Here is a 24,248-nt window from a genome sequence, read left to right as displayed (position 1 = left end):
TATTTTCGGACAAGTCCGAAACGCATCCGATATTCCGAAAATATGCGAAAAAACGGATAATCCCCGCAGTGTTTTCCTTTATTCTTTCCGCCGATTGTCTGTTGAAGCTGCTTCGGAGAGCAGCGCTTTGGTGTGGCGGATCAGTTCGGGTCCGCCGGGGGCGCCGTGCCCCGGCACGACGATCCGCGCGTCGGGGAACCGCACGAGCAGGCTGTCCAGCGTCGCGGGCCACGCTGCCGGGACGGCGTCCGAGAGGTTGCCCGCGTTCTGCGCCGCCATCTCCTTGACCATGCAGCCCGCGAAAAGCAGTTTTGCCGACGGAATCCATACGGCGATGTTGTCCTCGCTGTGTCCGCCGCCGAAATAATAGCACCTAATCTCCGTGCCGTGCAGGTCGAGCCGCAGCGAGTCGCCGAAACCGATGTCGGGAACGGGCTTGCCCTCCCTTTGCGCGATGCTGTGGGTGAGGCGGTGGGCATAGGACTTCACGCCCAGCGTTTTGAGATAGCCCAGCCCGCCCATGCAGTCGCTGTGCCAGTGGTTGGGCACGAACGTCGTGACGCAGGCGCGGAGCGTTTCGGCCGCCCAGTCGGTCAGCGTCTTGGTCTGCGCATCGCCGACGGGGGTGTCGAGCAGGACGGCTTCGCCCTCGCGTACGATCAGAACGCCGTTCGACGGCACGGGACCGTAGCCCTCGATCTCATCGACGGCCGTGTAGAGATAGATGCCTTCGGCAAGGCGTTGGACGGTTATGTCGTTTCCGATGTCGATGCGTCGGAACGTGCAGGCCGCTGCCGTCGCCGCGAGCAGCAGTGCAAAGAGGAAAGGTCGGAGTGCGGACATGTTTTTGGGCATGATGACAGGTTGTATTTCGGCAGCAAAGATACTATTTCCGGCGCTGTTTCGATCCACCGGCTCCCTGTCGCAGGCGGATGCGAAGTCCAGCAGCGCCAGCAGGAGGTAGGAAAGACGTTTCCGGAGGGTGGGTTTCATGGTGCGCAGGATTGGGGATTCTTCGAAATATAGCGAATTATTCGCAGTTCGCAAAATTGTGTGTTATCTTTGCCGAAGATAAACTCCGGCTTAGACAGGCGGCGTCTCGGCATAGCCGATTTTCGGCTCTGCGCTCGACTTGCACTGTCTTTGTCAAAGATATTTTCGCACGGACAGGCCGTGTCCCGGCAGTATTCGGAGCAATCCGGCGCTGCGACGGGACGGTGCGGTCCGCTGCGTTGCAAGCGTGAACGATTATGAATCTTTCGGAATACAGCCGCCGTCCGAGCGGCGAAGTGCGCATCGGGCGGGTCGTGATCGGCGGCGGGCATCCTGTCGCCGTACAGTCGATGACCAATACCGACACCAACGATACCGAAGCCTGCGCGGCCCAGATCGAGCGGATCGACCGTGCCGGAGGCGGGATCGTGCGTCTCACGGCGCAGGGCCGCCGCGAGGGCGAGAACCTCGCAAACATTGTACGGAGAGTGCGTGAGGACGGTTTCGACACGGCGATCGTCGCCGACATCCACTTCGTGCCGGAGGTCGCCGCCATCGCCGCGAAATATGTCGACAAGGTGCGCATCAATCCGGGCAATTACCGTACGGATCACGGCGAGCTGGAGGCGCTGATCGCCCAATGCCGCGAGCGGGGCGTCGCACTGCGCATCGGTGTCAATCACGGGTCGCTCTCGAAGCGCGTTTTCGACCGCTGGGGCGATACGCCGCAGGGCATGGTCGTCTCGGCGATGGAGTTTCTGCGGGTCTGCAAGGCGCAGGGGTTCGATCAGGTCGTCGTGTCGATGAAGTCGAGCAATACGCGGGTCATGGTCGCCGCCTATCGTCTCTTGGTCGAAGCGATGGACGCCGAAGATATGCACTATCCGATTCATCTGGGCGTTACCGAGGCCGGAAACGGCATCGAGGGGCGCATCAAGAGCGCCGTGGGCATCGGGGCGCTGATGGCCGACGGCATCGGCGATACGATCCGCGTTTCGCTGACCGAAGCGCCCGAAAACGAAATCCCCGTCGCCGAACTGCTGGTGAAGCATTTCGCCCGGCGGCCGGGCAAATTCCCCGTACTGCATCCCGAACGCTATTCGCCGACCGAATACCGCCGCCGTACGAACGTCGCGGTGCCGGTCGTCCACACCGAGCCGCTGGAGGGCTTTTGCGTGATCGAAGCCGTGTCGGAGAATCCGACGGCCGAACTGCGGGCTGCGATCCTGAACCTCGACACGCCCCGGCCCGTCGTGGTCAAACGCCGTTACGGGGAGACTTCGCCGGAGACGCTAGCTGTCAAGGCCGCCGCCGATCTGGGCGTGCTGTTTCTCGACGGGCTGGCCGACGGCATCTGGATCGACGCGCCGGGCTTCGCGGAGGAAGAGATCCGCAATATCGAGCTGATGATCCTGCAGGCGGCGCGCGTGCGCTTCTCGCACACCGAATATATCGCCTGTCCGAGCTGCGGCCGCACGCTTTACGACATCGAGAAGACCCTCGCCGCCGTCAAGTCGCGCACGTCGCATCTGAAAAACCTCAAGATCGGCGTCATGGGCTGTATCGTGAACGGTCCCGGCGAGATGGCCGACGCCGATTACGGCTACGTGGGCGCTGCTCCGGGGCGCATCACGCTCTACAAGGGCCGTACGGTCGTCGAGCGCAACATACCGCAGGAGGAGGCGCTCGACCGGCTCGTCGAACTGATCCGGGACAACGGCGACTGGGTGGAGCCATGACCGTTCTGCCCTTGGCATACCTCCCCTCGGTCGAGTACTTCGCGCACCTGCTGCGCGGAGGGTGCGTCGTCGATCTGGGCGAACACTTCGTGAAGCGTTCGGAGCGCAACCGCGCCCGCATCCTCGCCACCGACGGCGTGATGGAGCTGACGGTGCATGTGCGCAATGCCAACCGGCCCCGCCAGCCGGTGCGCGATGTGCGGATCGACTATTCGAAACGCTGGCAGCATCAGCATTGGGGCGCGCTGGTCGCTTCGTACAAGGGATCGCCCTATTTTGATTTCTACGCCGAATATTTCGAGCCTTTCTACCGCCGGGAGTACGGATTTCTGGCCGATTACAACCGCGGACTGCTCGAACTGCTCTGTTCGCTGACGCATGTCCCGATGCCGGACTTTTCCGAGAGCTATGTCGATGCCGCCGCCGGGGACCTCGACCTGCGTCCCAAGCGCAAAAAAGAGGGTCCGGCGTTTATCGCCGAAACCTATGTGCAGGTCTTTTCCGACCGCATGCCTTTCCAGCCTAATTTGTCTGTTGCGGACCTGCTGTTCGCCGAGGGACCGGCTGCCGCTTCGGTTTTAGCACGTTGCCGACTCTGAGCGTTACGCTGTCGCACTGCTCCCCGGCCACTGCTTTCACCTGCACGATACCCTGTATTTCCACCGAGTCGGAACGGTACTGGCAGGCGGCGTATTGGGTCATTGCCACGGTGTCTGCGCCCACGAACAGCGTAGGCGCTCCGACCGACGAATAGACGCTGAACGCCTGCCGGTTGCGGTCGCGCAGGCTGCGCCGCTTGTCGACGATATGCAGCGTCGGCTTCCGTTCGTTCCACAAAGCCCTGTATAAGTAGTATGCGTCCTTGCGCTCGCGGCGGTCGATCGTCACCAGCCCCTCGCCGTTGATGCCGTAGGGACGGCGCGCCGAACCGTAATCGAACATGTTGTTGATCCACGTACCCCAGAAGAGCGAATCGTTCTGCAGGTTCTTCACGTATTCCTCGTGGAAGCGCGTCTGGCGCTCTTCGGGCATCCAGTTCGAGCGGGGTGCGGTCTGCGCCGTGTAGCTCTTGTGGCCGATGAAGCCGCTGCCTCCGTAACATACGCCCGAACGGAGGTTGGACCAGTTCTTCTGCAGCTGGTTGCGCCATACGGCCACGTCGTCGGTCGAGCCTTTGCGCCAGCCGACGTCCTGCCGCCAGACGATCAGGTCGGTGATAAAGTTGAGGCCACCGTTCTGGTCGCTGCACGCCACCGTCGGACGCGAACGGTCCATTGCGTGCGCCGTGTCGTTGAGCCGGCGCAGGTAGGGCGTCACGTCGTCGCCGCGCATCCAGAGCCGCGAGAAGATGCCCCACATCACCACCGAAGGGTGGTTGTAGTTCTGGGCGATGATCTCCTGCAGCTGCTGTATGCCGTTCTGCTCGAACTGCGGCGTGGCGAAGTAGGCCACGTCTCCCAGAAACGAGGAGCGGTGCAGCGGAGAGTCTACCCAGACCAGCAGGCCCTGCTCGTCGCAGCGGTCGTAGAGATACTGCGCGTGGGGCATGACGGCCGAACGCAGGGCGTTGGCTCCCAGATCGCGGATCTGCTGCAGGTCGGCGTCGTAATCCTGCGCCAGAACCGCGCCGCCCGAAATGGCGTTGTCGTGGTAGAGCGTCACGCCATGAACCGGAATGCGCTCGCCGTTGATCGTAAGGCCGCCCGCCGTGGTTACCTGAATGTTCCGGAAACCCGTGCGTACCGTCACGCTGTCCGTTACGGTCTCTTCGCCGATGCTGGCCGTTACCCGGTAGAGCGCCGGAGAGGAGGGGCTCCACAACTGCGGATCGGCGATCGAGAAGGGGATGACGACGGGTCTGCCGTCGAGACGGGTTTTCTGCCGTTTGGTGAAGACTTTGCGTCCGTCCGGGGCCGTGATGTCGAGCGTCAGCATGCAGGTGCTTTCGCCCGCCGAGGTGAGATATATCTCCGCCTCGCCTTCGACCAGCGCGCTGGTGACCGAATTCTGGCGCACGAGTACGCCCTCCGAACCGAGGTGGAGCGGTGAAACGGCCGTCTTTCCGGTCAGGATCAGCTCCGCTTCGCGGTAGATGCCGCCGTAAAGATTCATGTCGGTCGAAGCGGGGAGCACGTCGTCGCGGCTGTTGTTGCTCACCACGACCAGCAGCGCATTGTCCTCGCCGAAGCGTATCTTGTCGGTGATTTCGAAGGTGAAGGCCGTGGACCCGCCGCGGTGTGCGCCGACATGATAGCCGTTCACGAAGAGGTCGGCGACGTTCTGCACGCCGTAGAACTTCACGAACAACCGTTTCGATGCCCATTCGGCGGGTACGTACATGTCGTTCTGATAATTGGCTGTCGTTTCGAGGAAATAACCGCAGGCTCCCGTGTCGGTATTCCATGTGTGGGGCAGGGTTACGTGCCGGGCGTTGTCGCTGCTGTTCTCCGACTTGAAGAAGAAACGCCATCCTTCGTTGAGCGGAAATACCTCGCGGGCCTGCACCGAAGCGCAGGCGGCAAGGAGCAAGAGTGTTGCTATGTATCTTTTCATGGTTCCCGAATTTATTATGCGTCCGCATGCAAAGATAATACAACATCGGTTCAAAATCAAATTTTTGAGATGCACGCCGCCGGATGCCGTCGGGCGCGAAGCCGTTGTCGGACGGGGGCCGACAGCCGGATAACCGCCGTCTGCGGACCTCCCAGACGTATTGCGGGGCGGATTTCGAAACGGCGATTGGCCGGACAGACGGCCCGGCCGGCGGCGGAGTCCGTGCCGGCGGCCGCAGTGTGCCGGAGAGACGGAAGAATATTGCGGAGATTCCGGATAAAAAAAGCGGCAGACCGCGCCTCTTCGGTCTGCCGCAAGCAGGAATGTTACTTGAAATGGGAGTTGTTGTTAACCAAAAAAACTTTGGGATGTGCTGTTCCTGCTTTGGGGATTTGATTTCCCGCGTTCCCGGCACCGCCCCGAAGGACGGCGCCGGAATAGCGGGAAAGGGGGATTAGTTAGCAGGCTCTTCGGGGTGCAGCTCGATCGTCACGTTGGCGGTCATCGTACCCCACTTGTGGCTGACGGTAACCGGAATGAAGAGCTTGACGGTCTTCTCGACCTTCACGCCGTTGATATTCTTGAAGACGAGCTTCGAGCCATTCTTAGTGATGCAGTTCACACCGAAACGGTCTGCAGCCTTGATCTTGGCAGTCTCTGCGGTGATCGCTTCATCCACTACGTAGTTGCCGTTGGCATCCTTCTTCAGGTTGGTCTTGGCATTTGCAAGGTCCCATGCGGGAGCATTCACTGCATAGTAGGCATAGAGTTCGGCAGCATATTTCTCCTTCTCGCCCGTACCGGTCGTCACCTCAGCCACGATGTAGTCCTTGAAGTCGGTCATCGTGAAGGCTTTCGAACAGTCAACCTCGGACCCGCTGATAATCTGGTCTACGAAGTATGCATTGGTCAGCTCGGTGTTGATCTTAAGAGGTTCGACGAAGTAGACATTGAAGTCGGTCAGTTCAATGTGGTTGTAGGGATTGATTGCAGCCCAAACCTTGAGCGTAGCCTGCTGTTTCAGGATACCGATGCCGGCTTCGTTGTTGAGTACCTGTACGGTGATGTCAGCAGCGGCAGCAGCGTTTACGGCGCCCGTGTTCGTGGTTTCCGGAGCGTACCAGTTGTCACCCATACCGTTGTAGTTGAGCTGAACGGCATCCAAAGCGCCCTTTTTCAGCGTGTAACCCGTCTTGTCGGTTTCGCCGGCAGGTTCGGTGTTGCCAGTCAGTGCGGGAGCGTAACCCGTAGCAGGCTGTTTCTTGGCGAACTGGATATCCCATTTGCCGCAGGGAAGCATATCTTTGACAGGTTTGCTGTCGGAGAACAGACGGTCGAGTTCATAACGGTATGCGCAGGTCGCATATGCACCGGGCGTATTGTACTGGATGGGATAAACATATGCCAGCGTGTAATCCGAGTGCCAGAACGAGGAGTCGTAACCGTAGATCGAAGGCAGGGTCGGCTTCTTAATGTTCACAACGAACGAGAAAGTGAGTTTGCCCTGATATGCGTTCTGTGCGGGAATCGTCACATTGACAACCTTCTTCACTTCCTTGCCGGCGATCAGGTCTGCGATCACATTGCCGATCTGCTCAGGCGACAGCGTCCATGTGAAGGCGGCAGCAGACTCGGCAGCGGCGGCATCGAAATTGTAAACCAGCTCGACACCATCGGCAGCAGCCTGAGCCACTGTACCCACGGTATGGTCGGTTGCGGTAATTTCGGGTGCGGCATAGGTTGCGATGAACTCAGCCTGCGACAGACCATTCTCACCGAGCTTGCCGAGCACCTTGGTAACCATCTCTTCCCAAGTGAACGAACCGGTGAAAGCGTTGCAAGTCAGCGTGTAGTTGAACGTCTTGAGAATCTCCAGATCAACCGGAGCGATCTTCTCCCTCAGCCACTGCACCTTGAAATAACGGACATCGACGACGGCGTTCTTGTTGTTTACGTCAACCAGCTCGACGCGAACGATCGGCGTCTTGTCGATGGCTGCTTGGTTGTTGGTCGTTCCGTCGGGCAGTTTCGAGGTCAGCGTCCATGCGCCGTCCGTATTGGCTACGCTGGCGAATTTCTGCTGGTCGGTATCGTTGTCACCTACCGTATAAGGCTTGGTCGGCAGTGCGAAACGGAACTCAAGGCCGGCGGCTTTCAGTGTCTCTTTGGTGATTTCCTTGGCTTCGTCGTTATCGATATAGCAGCCGGTAACCATCGACAGCAGGTCGATCGGTTTGTTGTATGCTTCGGTGAACGAAGGATCGGCAGCCTGTGCATCCTCGTATTTAGCCGAGAAATGATAGTGGGTTGCAGTTTCGTCGCACTCGAACTTGCCATCTGTCGCTTTACCAGAGTTCAGGTCGATCAGAGCTGCGATTTTCGGTTCGATGGCCGTTTCGGTCAGCGCGACATAATCCGAATATACAGCAGTGCCTACTTCGCCTTCGCCGAGGTATTTGTCTGCGAGGGGTACTTTCAGAGCAGCCGTGTAAACATGGTTAGCATCCAGCGTAAGAGCGGTGCCTGCAGTCTTCTTCACGTCTACGGTCAGCACGCCGCCAGCGATATCCCATGAAGCGACGCTCAGCAGTTGTTCGCTGACAGCGGCACGCGTGCGAACCTCAGCCTTTTCGAATACGAAGCTCGGCTCTTTGACATCCTCTTTCGTAACGACCGAGGGGCTTACGTTGTAGCGTACCGAAGTAGCCGAAGCTGCGGTCGTAGAAGTCGTCGAACCTTGTGCCACGGTCTCGGCCGATGCGGTCGAGGTGACTTTCCAAGCTTCATACGACAACGATTTCAACTCGATGGTCTCGATGCCGCCGACATAAAGGTCGGGAATCAGCAGCACGCTGGTCAGACGGCCTGAAATCATGGCTTGCAGGTCTGCGACAGCGTCACTTACAGCCTGAGCAATAGCCTTGTTGATGAAACCGTCCTCTTTCGTTACGGCATCTTCAAGATATTGCTTGATTTTTACATCGTAATCGTCGATCGCCTTGGTCAGCTTGGTCTCGTTCACGAGGTTGGCCGAAGCGACGGCAGCATCGAACGAAGTCTGGAATGCATCCTTGCAGGCGTCGCCGGCAGCCTTTATAGCTGCGTCTTTTGCTGCATTGATGGCATCCTGAATAGCCTTCTCCGTCGTAAATTTGCCAAGGTTCTGCGTTACGGCCGCTACGGCGTCACCCACGTATTTGGTAGTCGCATACGAAGAAAGCGTCGTGTTCAGATAGCTTTTCGTAACATAATTGTCCGAAAGGTCTTTTTCGATAGCTTCGATGTCCTTCTGGAGTTGTTCCTGTGCCTTCTCCAAAGCCTCGATGTCCTTGGCATTGGCATCTGCATCACTCTTTAGTTCGTCGATCCGTTTACCGAGAGCTTCGTCGGCACTCTTCAGGTTATCGACAGATGTCTGCAACGAACTGAGCTGCGACTCCAAAGTCGCGATTTTACCAGTGGTCAACTCGTCGAGGCGGTTGTTGAGTTTGTCGATGTCGTCGTCGTAGTCTTTACAACCGACACCGGCTAACATTGTTCCGGTTAAGAACAAAATACACGTCAAGTTATATATTGATATTTATGATGTTACAACCTCGCATGACGACTCGGTTTACATGGAGGTTTACAAACCGGCACCGGTTTTCGGGTCTTTGGAGGCGGGGCCGGGGATTTGCCAGACCCGCTTGTTGGCGCTGATGATTCTGTCCGTGTCGAACTCTTTGAGGTAGGTTTCGATTTCCGCAGGGTTGCGTCCCATGTTCTGGGCGATCAGGGGCAGCGGCACGTCGGCGTGATAAAGACGTGACGCATAGGTGTGACGGGCCGAATAGAAGGTGATTTTCCGCGACAGGCCGATGCGCTTCGCCGCACGCTGCAACCCTTGGTTTATCACGTTGTTGGCATAGGTTATGCGTTCGAACCGGCGTTGGGGGTCGTCGTCGAAGTAGATCGGAAAAACGAAGTCGTCTCCGGCGCCGCCCTTCGCCGTGCGGGCGAACGGCTTCATATAGGGCCACGCCACCCGCTGTTCGACCAGAATGCGGATCGGATGCAGGGTTTTGGCGCGAACGAAATTGATTTCATAAAAAGCGACCGTCTCCTTATGCGCTTCGGCATACCGGGGGCCGTAGGCCGCACAATCCCGGTCGTACTTCTCCCGGTCCGGAATCTCCACGCATACGAGGTCCTTCCACTTCAGGCGGGCCAGATCGACCAGCGCCAGCCCCTGAAAAATATAGGAGCAGATGAACATCGAAAGCGCGAACTGCTCGGCGTCGTACGACGCCTGCCGCTCCTCGCCCCGGCATCCGCAGCTCGGCGCGCGCCAGCAGCGTCTTTTCATCGTCCGGGGATCGGGCCTCTTCCGGGTCTTATAATAATATGTATCGAGGTAGTAACGGATCAGGCTGTCGAGTTCGTCGGTCGCGAGCGCCCGTTTGGCGGTCCGCACGTCGAGCCTGCGGCTCAGACGGAAGCGGTCGAACGGATTGGCGTCCAGCAGTCCGTTCTGGCAGGCGTAGTTCATCAACGCTTTCAGGGCGCTGAAAAACCGTTTGATGCTCGTATCGGCATAACGCGCATGGAGGTACTCCTCGAACTCGCCGAGCCATGCGCCGTCCACGTCGAACAGCTCGACGGTCCGGTGCTGAGAGAACCGTTCGACGATATGGAGCAGCGTCTGGTAGCCGGTGGCCGTGTTGTGTTTCTGGAGGGTGTCCCTGAAATAAGCGATACGCTCTTCGAAGAGGTCGTACAGGGTTTTCCGGGGCGGAGGTTTCCGCACCGAAGCCTCGAATATGCGCTGCACGGAGTAGGGCACCCCCTGCCGCTCGAAATCCAGCACTTTGTTTTTCAGCGCCGTCAGTTCGGAACCGATGATGGCGTTCATGTTCGGGGCCAGCGGATGCCGTTCGCGCACCTCCTGCTTCGCGGCGTTCCACCATTTCGCCGGACAGGAGAGTCCCGTGCTTTTGTATCGGCGTTTGCTGTTGTAGCAGACCCTTATCATGACGGGGTGTTCGCCGCTGGCGAGGGTCTTCGATTTGTAAAGGACCGCCGTGACGGTCGCCTTGGGGATTTTCATGTTTTTCCGGTTTACGCTATGGTTTACAAAATAAGCGTCGAACAGCTGAGAAACGGCCGCTCGAAATTCATGTTATATCGACGAATACCGGGCTGCATCCCCGTACTTTTCGGATGGAGACAACAAAAAACCCTCTCCGGGAGAGGGTTTCGTGCCGTATCTGCGGCTCAGCCTTTGCGTTTGTAGCGCGAGGGGCTGGTGCCGGTGTGCTGTTTGAAGTATTTGCCGAAGAACGACTGGGTCGAAAAGTTGAGGTGGTAGGCGATCTCCTGAATACTCATGCCGGAGTATTTGAGCAGCGCCTTGGCTTCCAGAATCACCGATTCGTCGATCCAGCGCGCGGCGGTTTTGCCGCTCACCTCCTTGACCACGGACGAGAGATATTTCGGCGTGATATTGAGCTGCTTGGCGTAGAAGCTGACGTTGCGTTCGCGTTTGTTGTACTGTTGCAGCAGCGACATGAATTCGTCGAAGAGCACTTCGCAGCGACCCTGCTTGATCTCGCCGGGCTGCTCGCGCTGGTTGATCTCCGTGATGATGTAGAACGCCGTGGTGAAAAGCGTGCGGATGATTTCGTGGCGGTAACGCTCCTTGTCGCTGCGCAGCATGGTTTTGATGAGCTGGAAGAGCTGGCGTATCTGGTCCACGTCCTGCGGCGTGACCTCCAGCACGGGGGCCTTGCCGAAGCGCATGTAGACCGGCAGCGACGTCGAGAGGTCGATCTGGATCTCATTGACGAACGATTTGGAGAACGCCAGAAAATAAGCCGCGGCGTTCGACGAACATTTCACCGTGCGGATGATGCTGTCCGGATTGAAAAAGACGATGGTGTTGGGCTTGACGTTGTAGTTCTGCATGTCGATCGACACGGTGGCTTCGCCCGTCATCATGATGATGGCCGAGAAACCGTCGATCGAAGCCGGGTAGTCGGACGTCGTGTTGTTCTGCGCGTCGAGTGTGGTGATAACCAGATCGTCCGACAGGTAGAAGACGTCGCTCATCTCCTTTTTGATGCGTGAGATCGAAACTTTCCGCAAATTCTCACGTCCTCCTTCCCGCGTCGCGCGTGTCGTTTTGATGCTATCCGCCATATCGTCGTGGTTTTTCGGACAAATGTAACAATTTTCGTCCGAAATTGCAATAGGCCGGACGAAAAATAACGGAGCCGGACCGGCGTCGGCGTCGGAAACGACCGTCTTGAAACGCCTTTCAAACGCCTGAAACGGCGCTATTCCCCACGGGGGCACATGATGCGGAGACCTCCGGCGATGCACTCGATATGCAGCGGGAATTCGGCCCCTTTCTGACCGTCGACGTCCGTCGGTTCGTTGACCGTCGATACGATGTCGAGCGAACGCACCTGAAGGTGGCGGACGATCTTCGGATTGCCTCGCAGCAGATAGCGGCCCATGGCCAGCGTCGAGCGGAGGAAGTTCTTCTTTTCGAGCATGATGCAGTCGAACAGGCCGTCCTTGACCGACGAACGGCGCGCGAGGCGGAAGCCGCCGGCCGTCTCGCCGTTGAAGACGAGCACCATCAGCGAGTTGAAATCGAAAGCCTGTCCGTCGGCCACCACTTTGAGCGGCACGGCGTGCATTGCGCGCAGCTCCTTGACGCCCTCGATCAGATAGGCCAGCTTGCCGATCTTGTGCTTGCGCTGGTCGGGCGTGCGCTGCGAGGTGGTCGTGAAGATGCCGAAGCTGAAGATATTGACGAAATAGAGTCCGTTGACGCATCCGCAGTCCACGCGGTCCACCGCGCCGGAGGCGATCTGCCGCGCCGCTTCGAGCGGATGGCGCGACATGCCTAGCGCACCCGCGAAGTCGTTGGCCGTACCGGCGGGAATCACTCCGAGCGGGATGTCCAGCCCTTTGTTTTTCATGGCGTTGACCACGTAGTTGACCGTGCCGTCGCCGCCGGCCACGACCATCAGGTCGATCTGCTCGTTGCCGTCGAAGGGATTGGTGCCGAAGTCGATCAGTTGCGGTTTGATATCGTAGCCGTAAGCCCGGAATACCGTGCAGACGGCTTCGGTGCAGCGTTCGATTTTGCATTTCCCGGATTGGGTGTTGTAGAGAAAAACAGCGCTTTTCATAGGGATCGTTATTGCATGATCATCGCCTCCATGGCGGGTGAAATATACTCTTCGTAGCCGTCGGCCCCGTCGGCGAGGATGAAATAGACCTTCACGTCCGGCATCGTCCTGACGGCCTTCAGCGCATCGTCGGCCCCCATGGCCAGAAACATGGTCCCCAGCGCGTCGGCTTCGGCGCAGGTCGGCGCGGCGACGGTCACGGAGAGCAGACGCGACACGGCGCTGCGCCCCGTGCGCGGGTCGATGGTGTGGGCCACCTTGTTGCCGTCGGCATCGAGGTAGAAGCGGCGGTAGTTGCCCGAAGTGGCCAGACCGCCGTCGGTCAGGCGGATGCGTTTCTGCACGTATTCGCCGTCGGACATGTTGCCGTCGAACGGGGTTTCGATGCCGATGCGCCACGGCCCGCCCTGCCGGTTGACCCCTTTGCAGCGGACTTCGCCGCCGATGTCGACGATGTAATTGCGGGCGCCGAACGATTCGACCAGCCGGGCGAGCAGATCGACCGTGTAGCCTTTGGCGATCGAATTGAAGTCGAGCTGTACGCGGGGATCGGCCTTCACCAGCCGGCCCTCCTCGACACGGACCTTTTCGCGGCCGACGAATGCGAGGATCGAATCGACGTCGGGATGCCGTTCGGCCTGCCTGCCGGCAAACCCCCACGCTTCGACCAGCGGTTTGACCGTCACGTCGTAGCGGCCGCCGCTCAGGGCGCCGATACTGTCGGCCAGATGCAGGTTGAAGGCGATATGGCGGTCTACGCTGTCCGTCTCGTTGCGGTTGAGCCGGCTCAGCAGCGAGCCCGGATCGAAGATCGACATAGACGCCTTGGCTTCGCGGTCGAGTTCCATCACGGCGGCGTAGAGCTCCTGCGGGGAGACGCCCTGCACGTCGGCCGTAATATGCAGTGTTGTGCCGAGCATCACGCCGTCCACGGCGGTATAGGAGGAGGCGCCCCCGCATCCCCAGAGGGCGGCCGCGGACACCGCAATCCAGACTTTCCGAATCAGCTTTTCTGTCATAACGTGCTCTTGTCAGCCGCAAAAATAGCATTTTCCGGGAGATTCGGGAAATTTCCGCCGAAAAGATTGCTCCGCGGCGTGCGGCGCAAGCGTAACGGCCGTTGCGGCCGATGCGTTTGCCACACCGGCCTGAGCGCCGGACGAATGTTTCCGGGATCGGATCCGGCTTTGTAAACGACTGGAAAACAGCGACGCCACGGCTCCGTGCGAGCCTCTCCCGGCACCCGGAGAATAGCATCTACGAACGATTTTTTACGTTTTTCGGTCCGAAGACAATAATTTTTTGATTTTTAATACTTAATTTCCAATTAATTCGTAACTTTGCCGGACGCTCTGGCGTTATTCACGGTAAGGGGAATGCGTCGTAGAGTGGAACTGAATAAATTTCAAAAAAATGGCTTATTTAACAGCTGAGAAAAAGCAAGAGCTTTTCGGCCAGTACGGCAAGTCTAACACCGACACGGGTTCTCCTGAGAGCCAGATCGCACTGTTTTCGTACCGTATCAGCCACCTTACAGAACACCTCAAAAGCAACAAGCACGACTTCGGCACGCAGCGTTCGCTGCTGCGTCTGGTCGGCAAGCGCCGCGCGTTGCTGGAGTACCTGAAGGAGGTCGACATCGAGCGCTACCGCGCCATCGTCAAGACGCTCAACCTCCGCAAGTAATCCGTGAGGAAGAAATGAGGGCAATTCCCGGAAGGGGTTGCCTTCATTTTCGTAAAGACAACGATTCGAAAAACACTATAGGTTAATTTTTTTTATGGAAGACAAAAAGCTGTACAATGCAGTCCGCAAGATCATTACGCTGGCCGACGGACGCCAGATCGAGATCGAAACGGGCAAACTGGCCAAGCAGGCCGACGGCTCGGTGGTGGTCAAGCAGGGCGATACGATGCTCTTGGCCACGGTAGTAGCCGCCAAGGACGCAAAACCCGACACCGATTTCATGCCGCTCCAAGTGGAGTACAAAGAGAAGTACGCTTCGTGCGGACGCTATCCCGGCGGCTTCATGAAGCGCGAAGGCCGCGCCAACGACAGTGAGATTCTCGTCGCCCGTCTGATCGACCGCGCCCTGCGTCCCCTGTTCCCCGCGGATTACCACGCCGAAGTTTACGTGACGGTGAACCTCATTTCGGCCGACAAGGATATTCAGCCCGACGCGCTGGCCGGTCTGGCCGCTTCGGCCGCACTGGCCGTTTCGGACATTCCGTTCGGAGGCCCCATCTCGGAGGTCCGCGTTGCACGTCTCGACGGAGAGTACGTCATCAACCCCAAATTCTCGGAGATGGACCGCGTGGACCTCGACATCATGGTCGGCGGTACGATCGACAACATCCTGATGGTCGAAGGCGAGATGAAAGAGGTTTCGGAAGAGGTGATGCTCGGAGCCATCAAGTTCGCACACGAGGAGATCAAGAAGCACTGCGCCGTACAGATCGAGCTTTCGAAAGAGCTGGGCAAGGACGTGAAACGCACCTACTGCCACGAGGAGAACGACGAGGAGCTGCGCCAGCTCATCGTCAAGGAGCTTTACGACAAGGCCTACGCCATCGCCACCAGCGGTACGATGAAGCACGAGCGCGAGGATATGTTCAACGCCCTCGAAGCCGAATTCGCCGCGCGCTATTCGGAGGAGGAGCTGGCCGAGAAAGCCATGCTGATCCACAAATACTTCCACGACGACGTGCAGAAGAAGGCCATGCGCAACATGATCCTCGACGAGGGCCTGCGTCTCGACGGCCGCAAGACCGACGAGATCCGTCCGATCTGGTGCGAGGTGGACTACCTGCCCGCCGCCCACGGTTCGGCGATCTTCACCCGCGGCGAAACGCAGTCGCTGACCAGCGTTACGCTCGGCACGAAACTCGACGAAAAGCAGAAGGACGAAGTGCTGGTGCAGGGCACCGAGCAGTTCGTGCTCCACTATAACTTCCCGCCCTTCTCGACAGGCGAGGCCAAGGCCGCACGCGGCCTGAGCCGCCGCGAGATCGGCCACGGCCATCTGGCATGGCGCGCCCTGAAGCCGATGATTCCGCTGGGCGAGGAGAACCCCTATGCCGTGCGTGTCGTTTCGGACATCCTCGAATCGAACGGTTCGTCGTCGATGGCTACCGTCTGCGCCGGTACGCTGGCCCTGATGGACGCCGGCGTGAAGCTCAAAAAACCCGTGTCGGGTATCGCCATGGGTCTGATTTCCGACTCCCAGAGCGGCAAATGGGCCGTACTGTCGGACATTCTGGGCGATGAGGACCACCTCGGAGACATGGACTTCAAGGTGACGGGCACCAAGGACGGCATCACCGCCACCCAGATGGACATCAAGGTGGACGGCCTTTCGTACGAAGTGCTGGCCGCCGCGCTGGAGCAGGCCCGTAAGGGACGCCTGCACATCCTCGGCAAACTCACCGAGTGCATCGCCGAGCCGCGCGCCGACTACAAGCCTTTCGTGCCGCGCATCGTTCAGATCACCATTCCGCAGGACATGATCGGCGCCGTGATCGGCCCCGGCGGCAAGGTGATTCAGGACATCCAGAAGACTACGGGCACGACCATCACCATCACGGAGGTGGACAACAAGGGCATCGTGGACATCTTCGGACAGGACAAGACCGCGCTCGACGGCGCGCTGAACCGCATCAAGGCTATCGTTGCGATTCCGGAGGTCGGCGAGACCTACCACGGCAAGATCCGTTCGATCGTCACCTTCGGCGCATTCGTCGAGATCATGCCCGGCAAAGACGCCCTGCTCCATATTTCGGAGATCGACTACAAGCGTTTCGAAACCATGGAGGAGACCGGCCTGAAAGAGGGCGACGAGATCGACGTGAAGCTGATCGGCATCGACCCCAAGACCAACAAGCTCAAATTGTCGCGCAAGGTGCTGCTGCCCAAGCCCGAAGGCTATGTGGAGCGCGAGCGTCGTCCCCGCGAAGACCGTCCCGACCGCGGCGAACGCCGCGAGCGCCGCGACCGTCCCGGACGCAAAGAGGAGTAAACAGACTGTCAATGTGCTTATTTCGGACGAAAAAGTATCGAAATAACGTCCGAAATATTGCACATTTACCAAGAGTTTTCTATATTTGCGTTGTTCAGCGGGTTGAATTCCGAAACCCGGACGCCCAAACGGCGTCTTGCGAATCGGAACTTACGCGAAAGAAACAGGAAAAAGGCAAACATTTAAATAAACACATTAATTTTACGATTATGAAAAATCTAATGAAATTGAGCGTTGTACTCGTTGCTGCCGCACTGGCATTCTCGAGTTGTAATTGCTTCAAGAAGATGGCTAAGAACCGGGACGACATCAACCTGACCGTCACTCCCGAAATTCTGACGCTGAACAACGGCATCGTAGCCGCAGACATCAACGTTACGTTCCCGGTCAAATACTTCAATGCGAAAGCCGTTATCAAGGTAACTCCCGTGATCGTATTCGAGGGCGGCGAGGTTGCAGGCGCAGCCAAATACCTCCAAGGTTCGAAAGTGGACGAGAACTACACCGTAGTAGACAAGAAGAACGGCGGCAGCTATACGCAGCACGTAGAGTTCCCGTACGATCCCCGCATGGACAAGTGTGCTCTGCAGCTCCGCGCCGAGATCAAGTGTCCGGGCGGCAAGTGCAAGGAGTTCACGCTCGTGAACCTGAACACCGGCGCCATCCCGACCAAGGAGCAGGCCGCCGTGCTGGCCGGCAACGACGAGGCTGCCAAGGCCGCTCTGGCCAAGGAATTCGGCCTGACCGTCGCTTACGGTCTGAACACCCTGCAGAAGGACCTCAAATATTCGGACCTGATGGCTCCGATGGCCAACAACTACAAGAAGGTGCACACCGTAGTTGACAAGACCGATCTGCTCTATGCGATCAACTCTTCGGTCGTAACCAAGAAGAACGAGAAGAAAGCCAATCTCGACGCCTTCAAGGCCGACGTAGACGCCAACCTGCAGAACGACCGCGCAACGCAGAACATCGCCGTGAAGGGCTATGCTTCGCCCGACGGTCCCGTGAAGTTCAACGACAAGCTGTCGAAAGCCCGCAGCGAATCGGGTAAGAAGGTCGTTGCCAAACTGCTGAAGGATTCGGGGCTGGATGTCGACGCCGCAGCTTACGGCGAGGACTGGGACGGCTTCAAGGAGCTGGTCGAGAAGTCGGACATCAAGGACAAGAACCTCATTCTGCAGGTGCTGAGCCTCTACAACTCGTCCGCAGAGCGTGAGAGCGAGATCAAGAACATGTCGTCGGTATTCAACGAACTGAAAGAGGAGATCCTTCCCGAACTGCGCCGTTCGCAGATCGTCAACAGCACCGACATTCAGGGCAAGACCGACGCCGAGATCATGGCTGCCTTCAAGAACGGTCAGGACCTGACCGTCGAGGAGTACCTCTACGCTGCCGAGTCGCTGGCCAACGGCGCCGAGGAGCAGGTTGCCATCCTGACCGTCGCTTCGAAGAAGTTCAACGACGCCCGCGTATACAACAACCTCGGTATCGCTCAGGCCAAGGCCGGTGACAAAGCCGCTGCGCTGAAGTCGTTCGAGAAGGCCGCCAAGACCGACTCGTCGAGCGAGATCAACAAGAATCTCATCCTCGCCAATCTGGCTAACGGCAACACTGCCGAGGCCAAGAAGTACGCTCAGGCTGCCGACGCTCAGGCCAAGGCCGCTATCGCTGCTGCCGAGGGTGATTACAAGAGTGCCGCCAAGAACCTCGACGGTTACAACGAGGCTGTCGCTCAGGTTATGAACAACGACCTGTCGGCTGCCAAGAAGGCTATCGCCAAGGACAACTCGGCTGACGCCGACTACCTGCGCGCAGTGATCGCCGCTAAAGAGGGCGACCTGAAGACCGCTGAGGCTCAGCTGAAGAGCGCCGTTTCGAAGAACCCGAAACTGGCTCAGAAGGCTGCCAACGACATCAACCTGAAGGCGCTGAACAAATAATCGCCGTCAGATTAAGAGAAAAGGGTCTGGACCATCGGTTCAGGCCCTTTTTTTGCAGGATACCGGGAAAATATTTGCAGGCCGAAGATAGCGGGTGTGAATTATTTTTCCTAATTTTGTAAAAAACAGGGATACATTATGGAGTACGCCAATCATCTGAATGAATACGCTCCGGCATGGAGCGAAGCGCAGGTGGCCGAAGAGGTCGCCCGCATCCGCGAAGCCGCGAAGCGCAATCATAATGCGGAAGTATATAAAATGTGTTACTCGGCCATCGACATCACGACCCTGTCGTGCAACGACTCGGTGACCTCGGTGACCGAGTTCGCCCGCAAGACGGCCGAATTCTACCAGAAATTCCCGCATATTCCCAACGTGGCCTCGATCTGCATCTATCCGGCATTCGTCGAGACCGTCGGGTTGGCCGTGGACGGCACTCCGATGAAGATCACGAGCGTCGGCGGCGGATTTCCCGCGGCGCAGACCTTCCTCGAAGTAAAGGCGCTCGAAGTGGCGATGGCCATCGAGAACGGCGCCGACGAGGTGGATATCGTACTCAATGTGGGCCGCATGCTTACGGGAGAATACGACGAGGCGGCAAATGAGGTCGAGGTGATCCGCTCGGAGATGGACGCCGACGTCGTGCTGAAGGTCATCATCGAATCGGGGGCGCTCAAAACACCCGATCTGATCCGCAAGGCATCGCTGCTTTCGATGTTCGCAGGAGCCGATTTCGTAAAGACCTCGACCGGAAAGATCGACGTAGCCGCAACGCCCGAAGCGGCCGTGGTCATGTGTCAGGCGATCCGCGACTACTACCAGAAGACGGGCCGCAAGGTGGGATTCAAGGCCGCAGGAGGCGTCCGCACGGCCGAGGACGCCGCCCTCTACTATACGATCGTCGAGGAGATTCTCGGGCCGGAATGGCTCAATACGGATATGTTCCGCATCGGCGCCTCCTCTGCCGCGAACAACCTCCTTTCGGCTATCGAAGGCAGGGAGATCAAGTATTACTGATCGCCCGCAAGGGCTATCGAGGTATGCAGCAGTCCGGATTCGGACTGCTGCTTTTCGTTGGGGCGCCGGCCGGCCGAGAAACCGGTTGTCCGGAACACTCTGCCGGAAAACCAAACGGTCTGCCGGGCAACCTGTTTTGCCGGGCAACCGGATTGCCGGAAAAAGGCCGCGGCCTTACAATATCCGCGTCCCTGAATCGTCGGCATAAGTTAAGAAAGGCTGCAACGGGACGGCGGCGGGAAGGCGACCAGAAGGAGCCGGAATGATAACCAGAAAGCGGGGGGGGGAAACACCCGGAGGGCGACGGAAAAACAACCGGAAAGCGGCAGGAAGGAGCGGCGGCTCTTCGGAAATGAAAAATCCCGGCTGCAGTCGCAGCCGGAACTTCTAATGCAAACGGAGGATAGTACGGAGGCTGCGTACAAACCGGGACTTGTCTGATTCTGTATATTAAACGCAGAAAAGCTTCGAATACTGCACGATAAGGAGAAAGATTCGTGCGAACGGCGGCATATGCATGCAAACGGACGGCGGCCCGAAAGAGCCGCCGTCCGTTTGCATGCATATGCCGGACACCCGTTTCCGGGCTGCGTCCGACAAAGCTTCCGGCTTACCGAAGCGAATCGATCACTTCGACGGATATGGAATCCGTCGTCTCCGTTTCAACGGGGACTGGCACCGCAGGCTGTTGTGACGCGACCGGTTCCGGATAAGTCTGGTCCTCGATTTCGTCGCGCAGTACCATCGACTGGAAATTGTTGCGCCGGACAGCCGCAATGACGATGATGACGATCACGGCCGTTGCTACAATAATACCGATAAGCTTTTTAATCATTTTCTCGTGTCTCGTTTAATATCCCGACCGCGCGTACTATCACGTTGTCCACGGGATAGATGTTGGCGTAAAATCCGTTGTCCTCCAGTGCCGTATTGCGGCCGATGTAGGCCCTGAGCTGGGCTTCGATCAGTTTGCGCGAACGGGCGATGTCGCGGTAATTCGGAGCTACTCCCTGACGCGCCGCATAGCGGATGAAGTCTTCGACCAGTCCCCGGTCGCCGTCGAGCAGGGCCTGCAGTTCGGGAATCGTCTTCACGGCGTTGAGCGCCTCGCGGTGACGGTCGGCATACTCGATCGTGTAGCGGTAGAGGATGTTGCGCCCCGCCACCTCGACGAAGTATTTCGTCACGTCGGTCGTGTCGGCCGGCACGAAAACGTCGGGCATGATGCCGCCGCCGCCGTAAACCACCTTGCCGCCGGGCGTCGTCCGTTTGAGCGAGTCGGCGAAGTGGATGCTGTCGGCCGAGAAAAACTCGTTGTTCCGGTAGCGGTTCCAAATGTCCTCCTCGTAGCTTTCGTCGTCGCCGATCGTATAGGGCTTCTGGATCGAGCGGCCCGTGGGCGTGTAATAACGTGCCGTCGTAAGCCGCAGGGCCGATCCGTCGCTGTAAGGTATCTGACGCTGTACGAGTCCCTTTCCGAACGAACGACGTCCAACAATCGTACCACGGTCGTTGTCCTGCAAGGCTCCCGCGAGGATTTCGCTCGAAGAGGCGCTCCCCTCGTCGATCAGCACAACGACGTCCATGTCCTGCGCCGAACCGGTGCCGTCGGCATATTCGCGCTGTTGCTGGTGATGGCGGTCCTCAGTATAGACGATCAGCTGCTCCTTGTGCAGGAATTCGTTGGCGACCAGAATCGCCTGATCGAGATAGCCGCCCGAATTGCCCCTGAGGTCGAAGATCAGTTTGGTGACGCCTTCCGCCCGCAGCGAAGCCAGCGCCTGCTCCATCTCCGCGGAGGTGGTGCGGGCGAACTGCCCCAGTTTGATGTAACCGATGCCGTCGGCGATGCGGAATGCCGATTCGATGCTCTTGATCGGAATCTTGTCGCGTACGACATCGACGCCAACCAGCTCGCCGATTCCCTGCCGTCCGAGTCCGAGGTGCACTGTCGTGCCGCGCGGACCGCGCAGTTTCTTCACCACGTCGCGCTGCGGAATCTTCTGTCCCGCCACGAGCGTGTCGTTGATCTCGATGATGCGGTCGCCGGCCTTGATTCCGGCCTTGTCGCTCGGTCCCTGCGGGATGACGTTCAGCACGATCACCGTGTCGGTGGCCATGTTGAAGACCACGCCGATGCCGTCGAACTCGCCCTCCAGCGGTTCGTTCAGCTGCTGCATCTCGGCAGCCGGAATGTAGACCGAATGCGGATCCAGCTCCTTGACCAGCAGCGGTATGACATGTTCGGCCAGCGAATCCATCGCCACCGAATCGACATACTGGTTCTCGATCAGCGAGAGCGTGTAGGTCAGTTTGTTGGTCGGCAGGGCCATCTGCCGGAGCATGCCTTTGATCTGCGAAGTGGTGCTGTTGCGGCCCATGTACTGTCCCAGCAACAGGCCCAATACGACGCCCGCTGCCAGCAGCAGCGGGAAGAGAATGGTGTATTTCGAATTTTTGTACATTGTCGGTCACCCGCCGCACGGCACGCCGCCGTCGGGCTGTAAATTATTTGTTCTTAAAGGTATAGGTCAGTCCGACGCTCAGCAGCGTACGGGTCTGCACATCGACGTTCTGCGCCCGGTTGTAATAGAGCTGGAAACTTAACGTCGTGGAGAGGTATTTTGTTGCCTTGATGTCGAGCGTATTTTCCCAGCGTGCGATCGGATGGATCGGCAGCCGGGGCTTGTCCTTGATGTCTTTATTGGCTGTCTTGTCCCATTCTTCGTAGGCATGGCGGAACTTCGTGTAGTCGCTGATCTTGTTCTTCTGGCCGATATCGGTGATCCAGCCGTAGAAGGAGTAGAGCGTCGTGCGGTAGCGCAGGAATCCCGTTTTGCCGAACGTGCGGTCGAAGTCGATCTGGATCGAGGAACCGCCTTCGTATTTCGACGTCTTGTCGGGATCTTCGATACCGTAGTTGTATGCCGGCTTTATCTCAGTCACTGTCTTTTTGCCTTCACTGTCTACTCTTTCTTCCACCTGCCGTCTGCGGATCCAGTCGTTTTCGGCAAAGGTGGCGTTCAGGGCGATCGGCGAGAGGTTGATCACGATCGGGAATTTGGGTTTGGGGCTTTTGTAGGTGATACCGAGCGAGATGTCGAGGTAACCCGGAGTCATGAACTTGCTCTTGAGGTGCTCCTTTTTCTGCTCCGTGCGCGATTTATAGCCGTTGACGAACTGGCTGCGGAAGTTCAGGATCGAACCGTAGGACCAGTTTTCGGACATCTTGAACGACGGGGCGACCGAGACCACGAATTCGTCCTGATTCTTGAACCAGACGCCCTCGCTGTCCATAATGTTGTTGCCGTTGTCATCGACCATCGGCTTGCCGTCGGCATCGAGACGCTGCGTCTCCACCTTCATCCGGTTATAGCCCAGCTTGGCACTGAACTTGGTTTCGATGGTGAAAAGATTCTTGGTGAAAACATGGCGCAGGCCGATCACCGCCGTAAGCGCGATGGAGTTGTCACCGCCCGACACCGAGATCCAAGGGTCGTTGTACGAGGTAAGCGCGCCCTGCACCCCGCTGTTGAATTCGAGGTAGTTGCGCTCCTTGCGGATCGCGGCGCGCTCGGCCTTGTAACGGGCGCGGCTGAAATAATCGACATCTACGGGTATGGATTTCAGTTTGTCCTGAAAAGTCACGCTCTCCTCCCCGGCATCGACTTCGTCGACGGAAATCTGGGCAGAGACGGTGCGGCCGATCAGAAGAGCCGGAATAAGCGTCAATATGAGATAAAAAGGTTTCATAGTGAAGTGTTTATATCTGGAAAATTACACTGCAAATTTATGAAATTATTTACAAAAACCTTAACTTTGTCTTAAGTTAATATAAAGATACTCACATGAAATATATCGGAGCACACGTAAGCGCTTCGGGAGGTGTGGAGAACGCCCCCGCCAATGCGCACAAGATAGGGGCTACGGCTTTCGCACTTTTCACCAAAAACCAGCGGCAGTGGGTCGCCGCGCCGCTGACGGCGGCGCAGATCGACTCTTTCCGCAATGTCTGCGACCAGTACGGCTACCTCCCGGCCCAGATCCTGCCACACGATTCGTACCTGATCAACCTCGGACATCCTGAGCGCGACGGGCTGGAGAAGTCGCGCGCGGCGTTTCTCGACGAGATGCAGCGTTGCGAGCAGCTGGGGCTGGACCGTCTGAACTTCCATCCCGGAAGCCACCTGCAGAAGATCGCGCCCGAAGAGTCGCTCGACCGGATCGCCGAGTCGATCAACATCGCGCTGGACAAGACGCACGGCGTGACGGCCGTAATCGAGAATACGGCGGGACAGGGTTCCAATCTGGGCTTCGCCTTCGAACAACTGGCCTACCTGATCGACCGCGTGGAGGACAAGTCGCGCGTAGGCGTCTGCATCGACACCTGCCACGCTTTCGCCGCAGGTTACGACCTGCGTACGGCCGAGGCGTGCGAGAAGACGTTCGCGGAGCTGGACAGCATCGTGGGGTTCGAATACCTGAAAGGCATGCACCTGAACGACGCCATGAAGATATTGGGCAGCCGTGTGGACCGTCATACGCCGCTGGGCGAAGGCATGATCGGCATGGAGTGTTTCCGCTACATCATGCAGGACGCGCGTTTCGACGGCATTCCGCTGATCCTCGAAACGCCCGACGAAGAGCGCTGGCCGGAGGAGATCGCCATGCTCAAGGCGTTCGCCGAAGAAAAATAACGCCCGGCGGAGCGGGCATCGCGTCGGAAACAGCTTTGCACCCGAAAATGAAAAGAGGGCCTTCTGGCCCTCTTTCTTATTGTGTTTTCCGGCGCAATCGTGTCCCGCCG

At 58.3% G+C, this 24,248-nt stretch carries 17 protein-coding genes; 7 read left to right on the top strand and 10 right to left on the bottom strand.

What is annotated here, in order from left to right; all coding sequences use genetic code 11:
• Positions 1–78 precede the first annotated feature (78 nt).
• Complete coding sequence (bla, locus tag ALFI_RS06190) at positions 79–993, bottom strand: subclass B1 metallo-beta-lactamase (protein ID WP_009596813.1); 915 nt, start codon at positions 991–993, stop codon at positions 79–81.
• Between the two features lie 257 nt (positions 994–1,250).
• On the opposite strand from bla, the gene ispG reads away from it, so the two are divergent.
• Both ispG and ALFI_RS06180 read left to right on the top strand, forming a co-directional pair.
• Positions 1,251–2,732, top strand: a complete 1,482-nt coding sequence (gene ispG, locus ALFI_RS06185; RefSeq protein ID WP_009596898.1) for a (E)-4-hydroxy-3-methylbut-2-enyl-diphosphate synthase — start codon at positions 1,251–1,253, stop codon at positions 2,730–2,732.
• Positions 2,729–3,331: a WbqC family protein gene (locus ALFI_RS06180; RefSeq protein ID WP_014775190.1), complete on the top strand. Its 603-nt coding sequence runs from the start codon at positions 2,729–2,731 to the stop codon at positions 3,329–3,331. The genes ispG and ALFI_RS06180 overlap by 4 nt, the downstream gene beginning before the upstream one ends.
• Here ALFI_RS06180 and ALFI_RS06175 read toward each other — a convergent pair.
• The 6 genes from ALFI_RS06175 to ALFI_RS06145 all read right to left on the bottom strand — a co-directional run bounded on the left by ALFI_RS06175 (position 3,255) and on the right by ALFI_RS06145 (position 13,485).
• Positions 3,255–5,285, bottom strand: coding sequence for a glycoside hydrolase family 2 protein (locus tag ALFI_RS06175; RefSeq protein ID WP_014775189.1), 2,031 nt, complete (start codon positions 5,283–5,285; stop codon positions 3,255–3,257). The two genes, ALFI_RS06180 and ALFI_RS06175, sit on opposite strands and share 77 nt — an antisense overlap.
• Before the next feature lie 454 nt (positions 5,286–5,739).
• A complete protein-coding gene (locus ALFI_RS06165; protein WP_014775188.1) occupies positions 5,740–8,820 on the bottom strand; it encodes a hypothetical protein in 3,081 nt (1,026 codons plus the stop codon).
• A 90-nt stretch (positions 8,821–8,910) separates the two neighbouring features.
• A complete protein-coding gene (locus ALFI_RS06160; RefSeq protein WP_014775187.1) occupies positions 8,911–10,371 on the bottom strand; it encodes a site-specific integrase in 1,461 nt (486 codons plus the stop codon).
• Positions 10,372–10,538: 167 nt separating this feature from the next.
• Positions 10,539–11,462, bottom strand: coding sequence for an AraC family transcriptional regulator (locus ALFI_RS06155; RefSeq protein ID WP_014775186.1), 924 nt, complete (start codon positions 11,460–11,462; stop codon positions 10,539–10,541).
• Positions 11,463–11,599: 137 nt separating this feature from the next.
• A complete protein-coding gene (locus ALFI_RS06150) occupies positions 11,600–12,466 on the bottom strand; it encodes a diacylglycerol/lipid kinase family protein (RefSeq protein WP_014775185.1) in 867 nt (288 codons plus the stop codon).
• 8 nt (positions 12,467–12,474) lie between these two features.
• Positions 12,475–13,485 carry an FAD:protein FMN transferase gene (locus tag ALFI_RS06145; RefSeq protein WP_014775184.1) on the bottom strand — a complete coding sequence of 337 codons (1,011 nt, stop codon included), beginning with the start codon at positions 13,483–13,485 and terminating at the stop codon, positions 12,475–12,477.
• A gap of 394 nt (positions 13,486–13,879) precedes the next feature.
• Here ALFI_RS06145 and rpsO point away from each other — a divergent pair, with 394 nt between their 5' ends.
• The 4 genes from rpsO to deoC all read left to right on the top strand — a co-directional run bounded on the left by rpsO (position 13,880) and on the right by deoC (position 19,441).
• Positions 13,880–14,152, top strand: a complete 273-nt coding sequence (rpsO, locus tag ALFI_RS06140; RefSeq protein WP_009596713.1) for a 30S ribosomal protein S15 — start codon at positions 13,880–13,882, stop codon at positions 14,150–14,152.
• A 94-nt stretch (positions 14,153–14,246) separates the two neighbouring features.
• Positions 14,247–16,481, top strand: coding sequence for a polyribonucleotide nucleotidyltransferase (gene pnp, locus ALFI_RS06135; RefSeq protein ID WP_014775183.1), 2,235 nt, complete (start codon positions 14,247–14,249; stop codon positions 16,479–16,481).
• A gap of 221 nt (positions 16,482–16,702) precedes the next feature.
• Complete coding sequence (locus ALFI_RS06130) at positions 16,703–18,424, top strand: hypothetical protein (RefSeq protein WP_014775182.1); 1,722 nt, start codon at positions 16,703–16,705, stop codon at positions 18,422–18,424.
• A gap of 138 nt (positions 18,425–18,562) precedes the next feature.
• Complete coding sequence (gene deoC / locus ALFI_RS06125; RefSeq protein ID WP_014775181.1) at positions 18,563–19,441, top strand: deoxyribose-phosphate aldolase; 879 nt, start codon at positions 18,563–18,565, stop codon at positions 19,439–19,441.
• A gap of 610 nt (positions 19,442–20,051) precedes the next feature.
• Here the strand turns inward: deoC and ALFI_RS06120 are convergent.
• The 3 genes from ALFI_RS06120 to ALFI_RS06110 are packed head-to-tail and all read right to left on the bottom strand — an operon-like array spanning position 20,052 to position 23,194.
• The gene (locus tag ALFI_RS06120) at positions 20,052–20,276 is read right to left on the bottom strand and encodes a hypothetical protein (RefSeq protein ID WP_014775179.1); all 225 of its coding nucleotides are present in this window, start codon (positions 20,274–20,276) and stop codon (positions 20,052–20,054) included.
• On the bottom strand, positions 20,269–21,906 hold the full coding sequence (locus ALFI_RS06115; RefSeq protein WP_009596708.1) for a S41 family peptidase: 1,638 nt from the start codon (positions 21,904–21,906) through the stop codon (positions 20,269–20,271). Before ALFI_RS06115 ends, ALFI_RS06120 begins: the two co-directional genes overlap by 8 nt.
• A 43-nt stretch (positions 21,907–21,949) precedes the next feature.
• Positions 21,950–23,194, bottom strand: a complete 1,245-nt coding sequence (locus ALFI_RS06110; RefSeq protein WP_014775178.1) for a DUF3078 domain-containing protein — start codon at positions 23,192–23,194, stop codon at positions 21,950–21,952.
• 95 nt (positions 23,195–23,289) lie between these two features.
• Here ALFI_RS06110 and nfo point away from each other — a divergent pair, with 95 nt between their 5' ends.
• Positions 23,290–24,138, top strand: a complete 849-nt coding sequence (gene nfo / locus ALFI_RS06105; protein WP_014775177.1) for a deoxyribonuclease IV — start codon at positions 23,290–23,292, stop codon at positions 24,136–24,138.
• The last annotated feature ends 110 nt before the right edge of the window (positions 24,139–24,248 follow it).

This window comes from Alistipes finegoldii DSM 17242, from assembly GCF_000265365.1.
Classification (GTDB): Bacteria; Bacteroidota; Bacteroidia; order Bacteroidales; family Rikenellaceae; genus Alistipes; species Alistipes finegoldii.
This window is presented reverse-complemented; position numbering and strand designations above follow the sequence as displayed.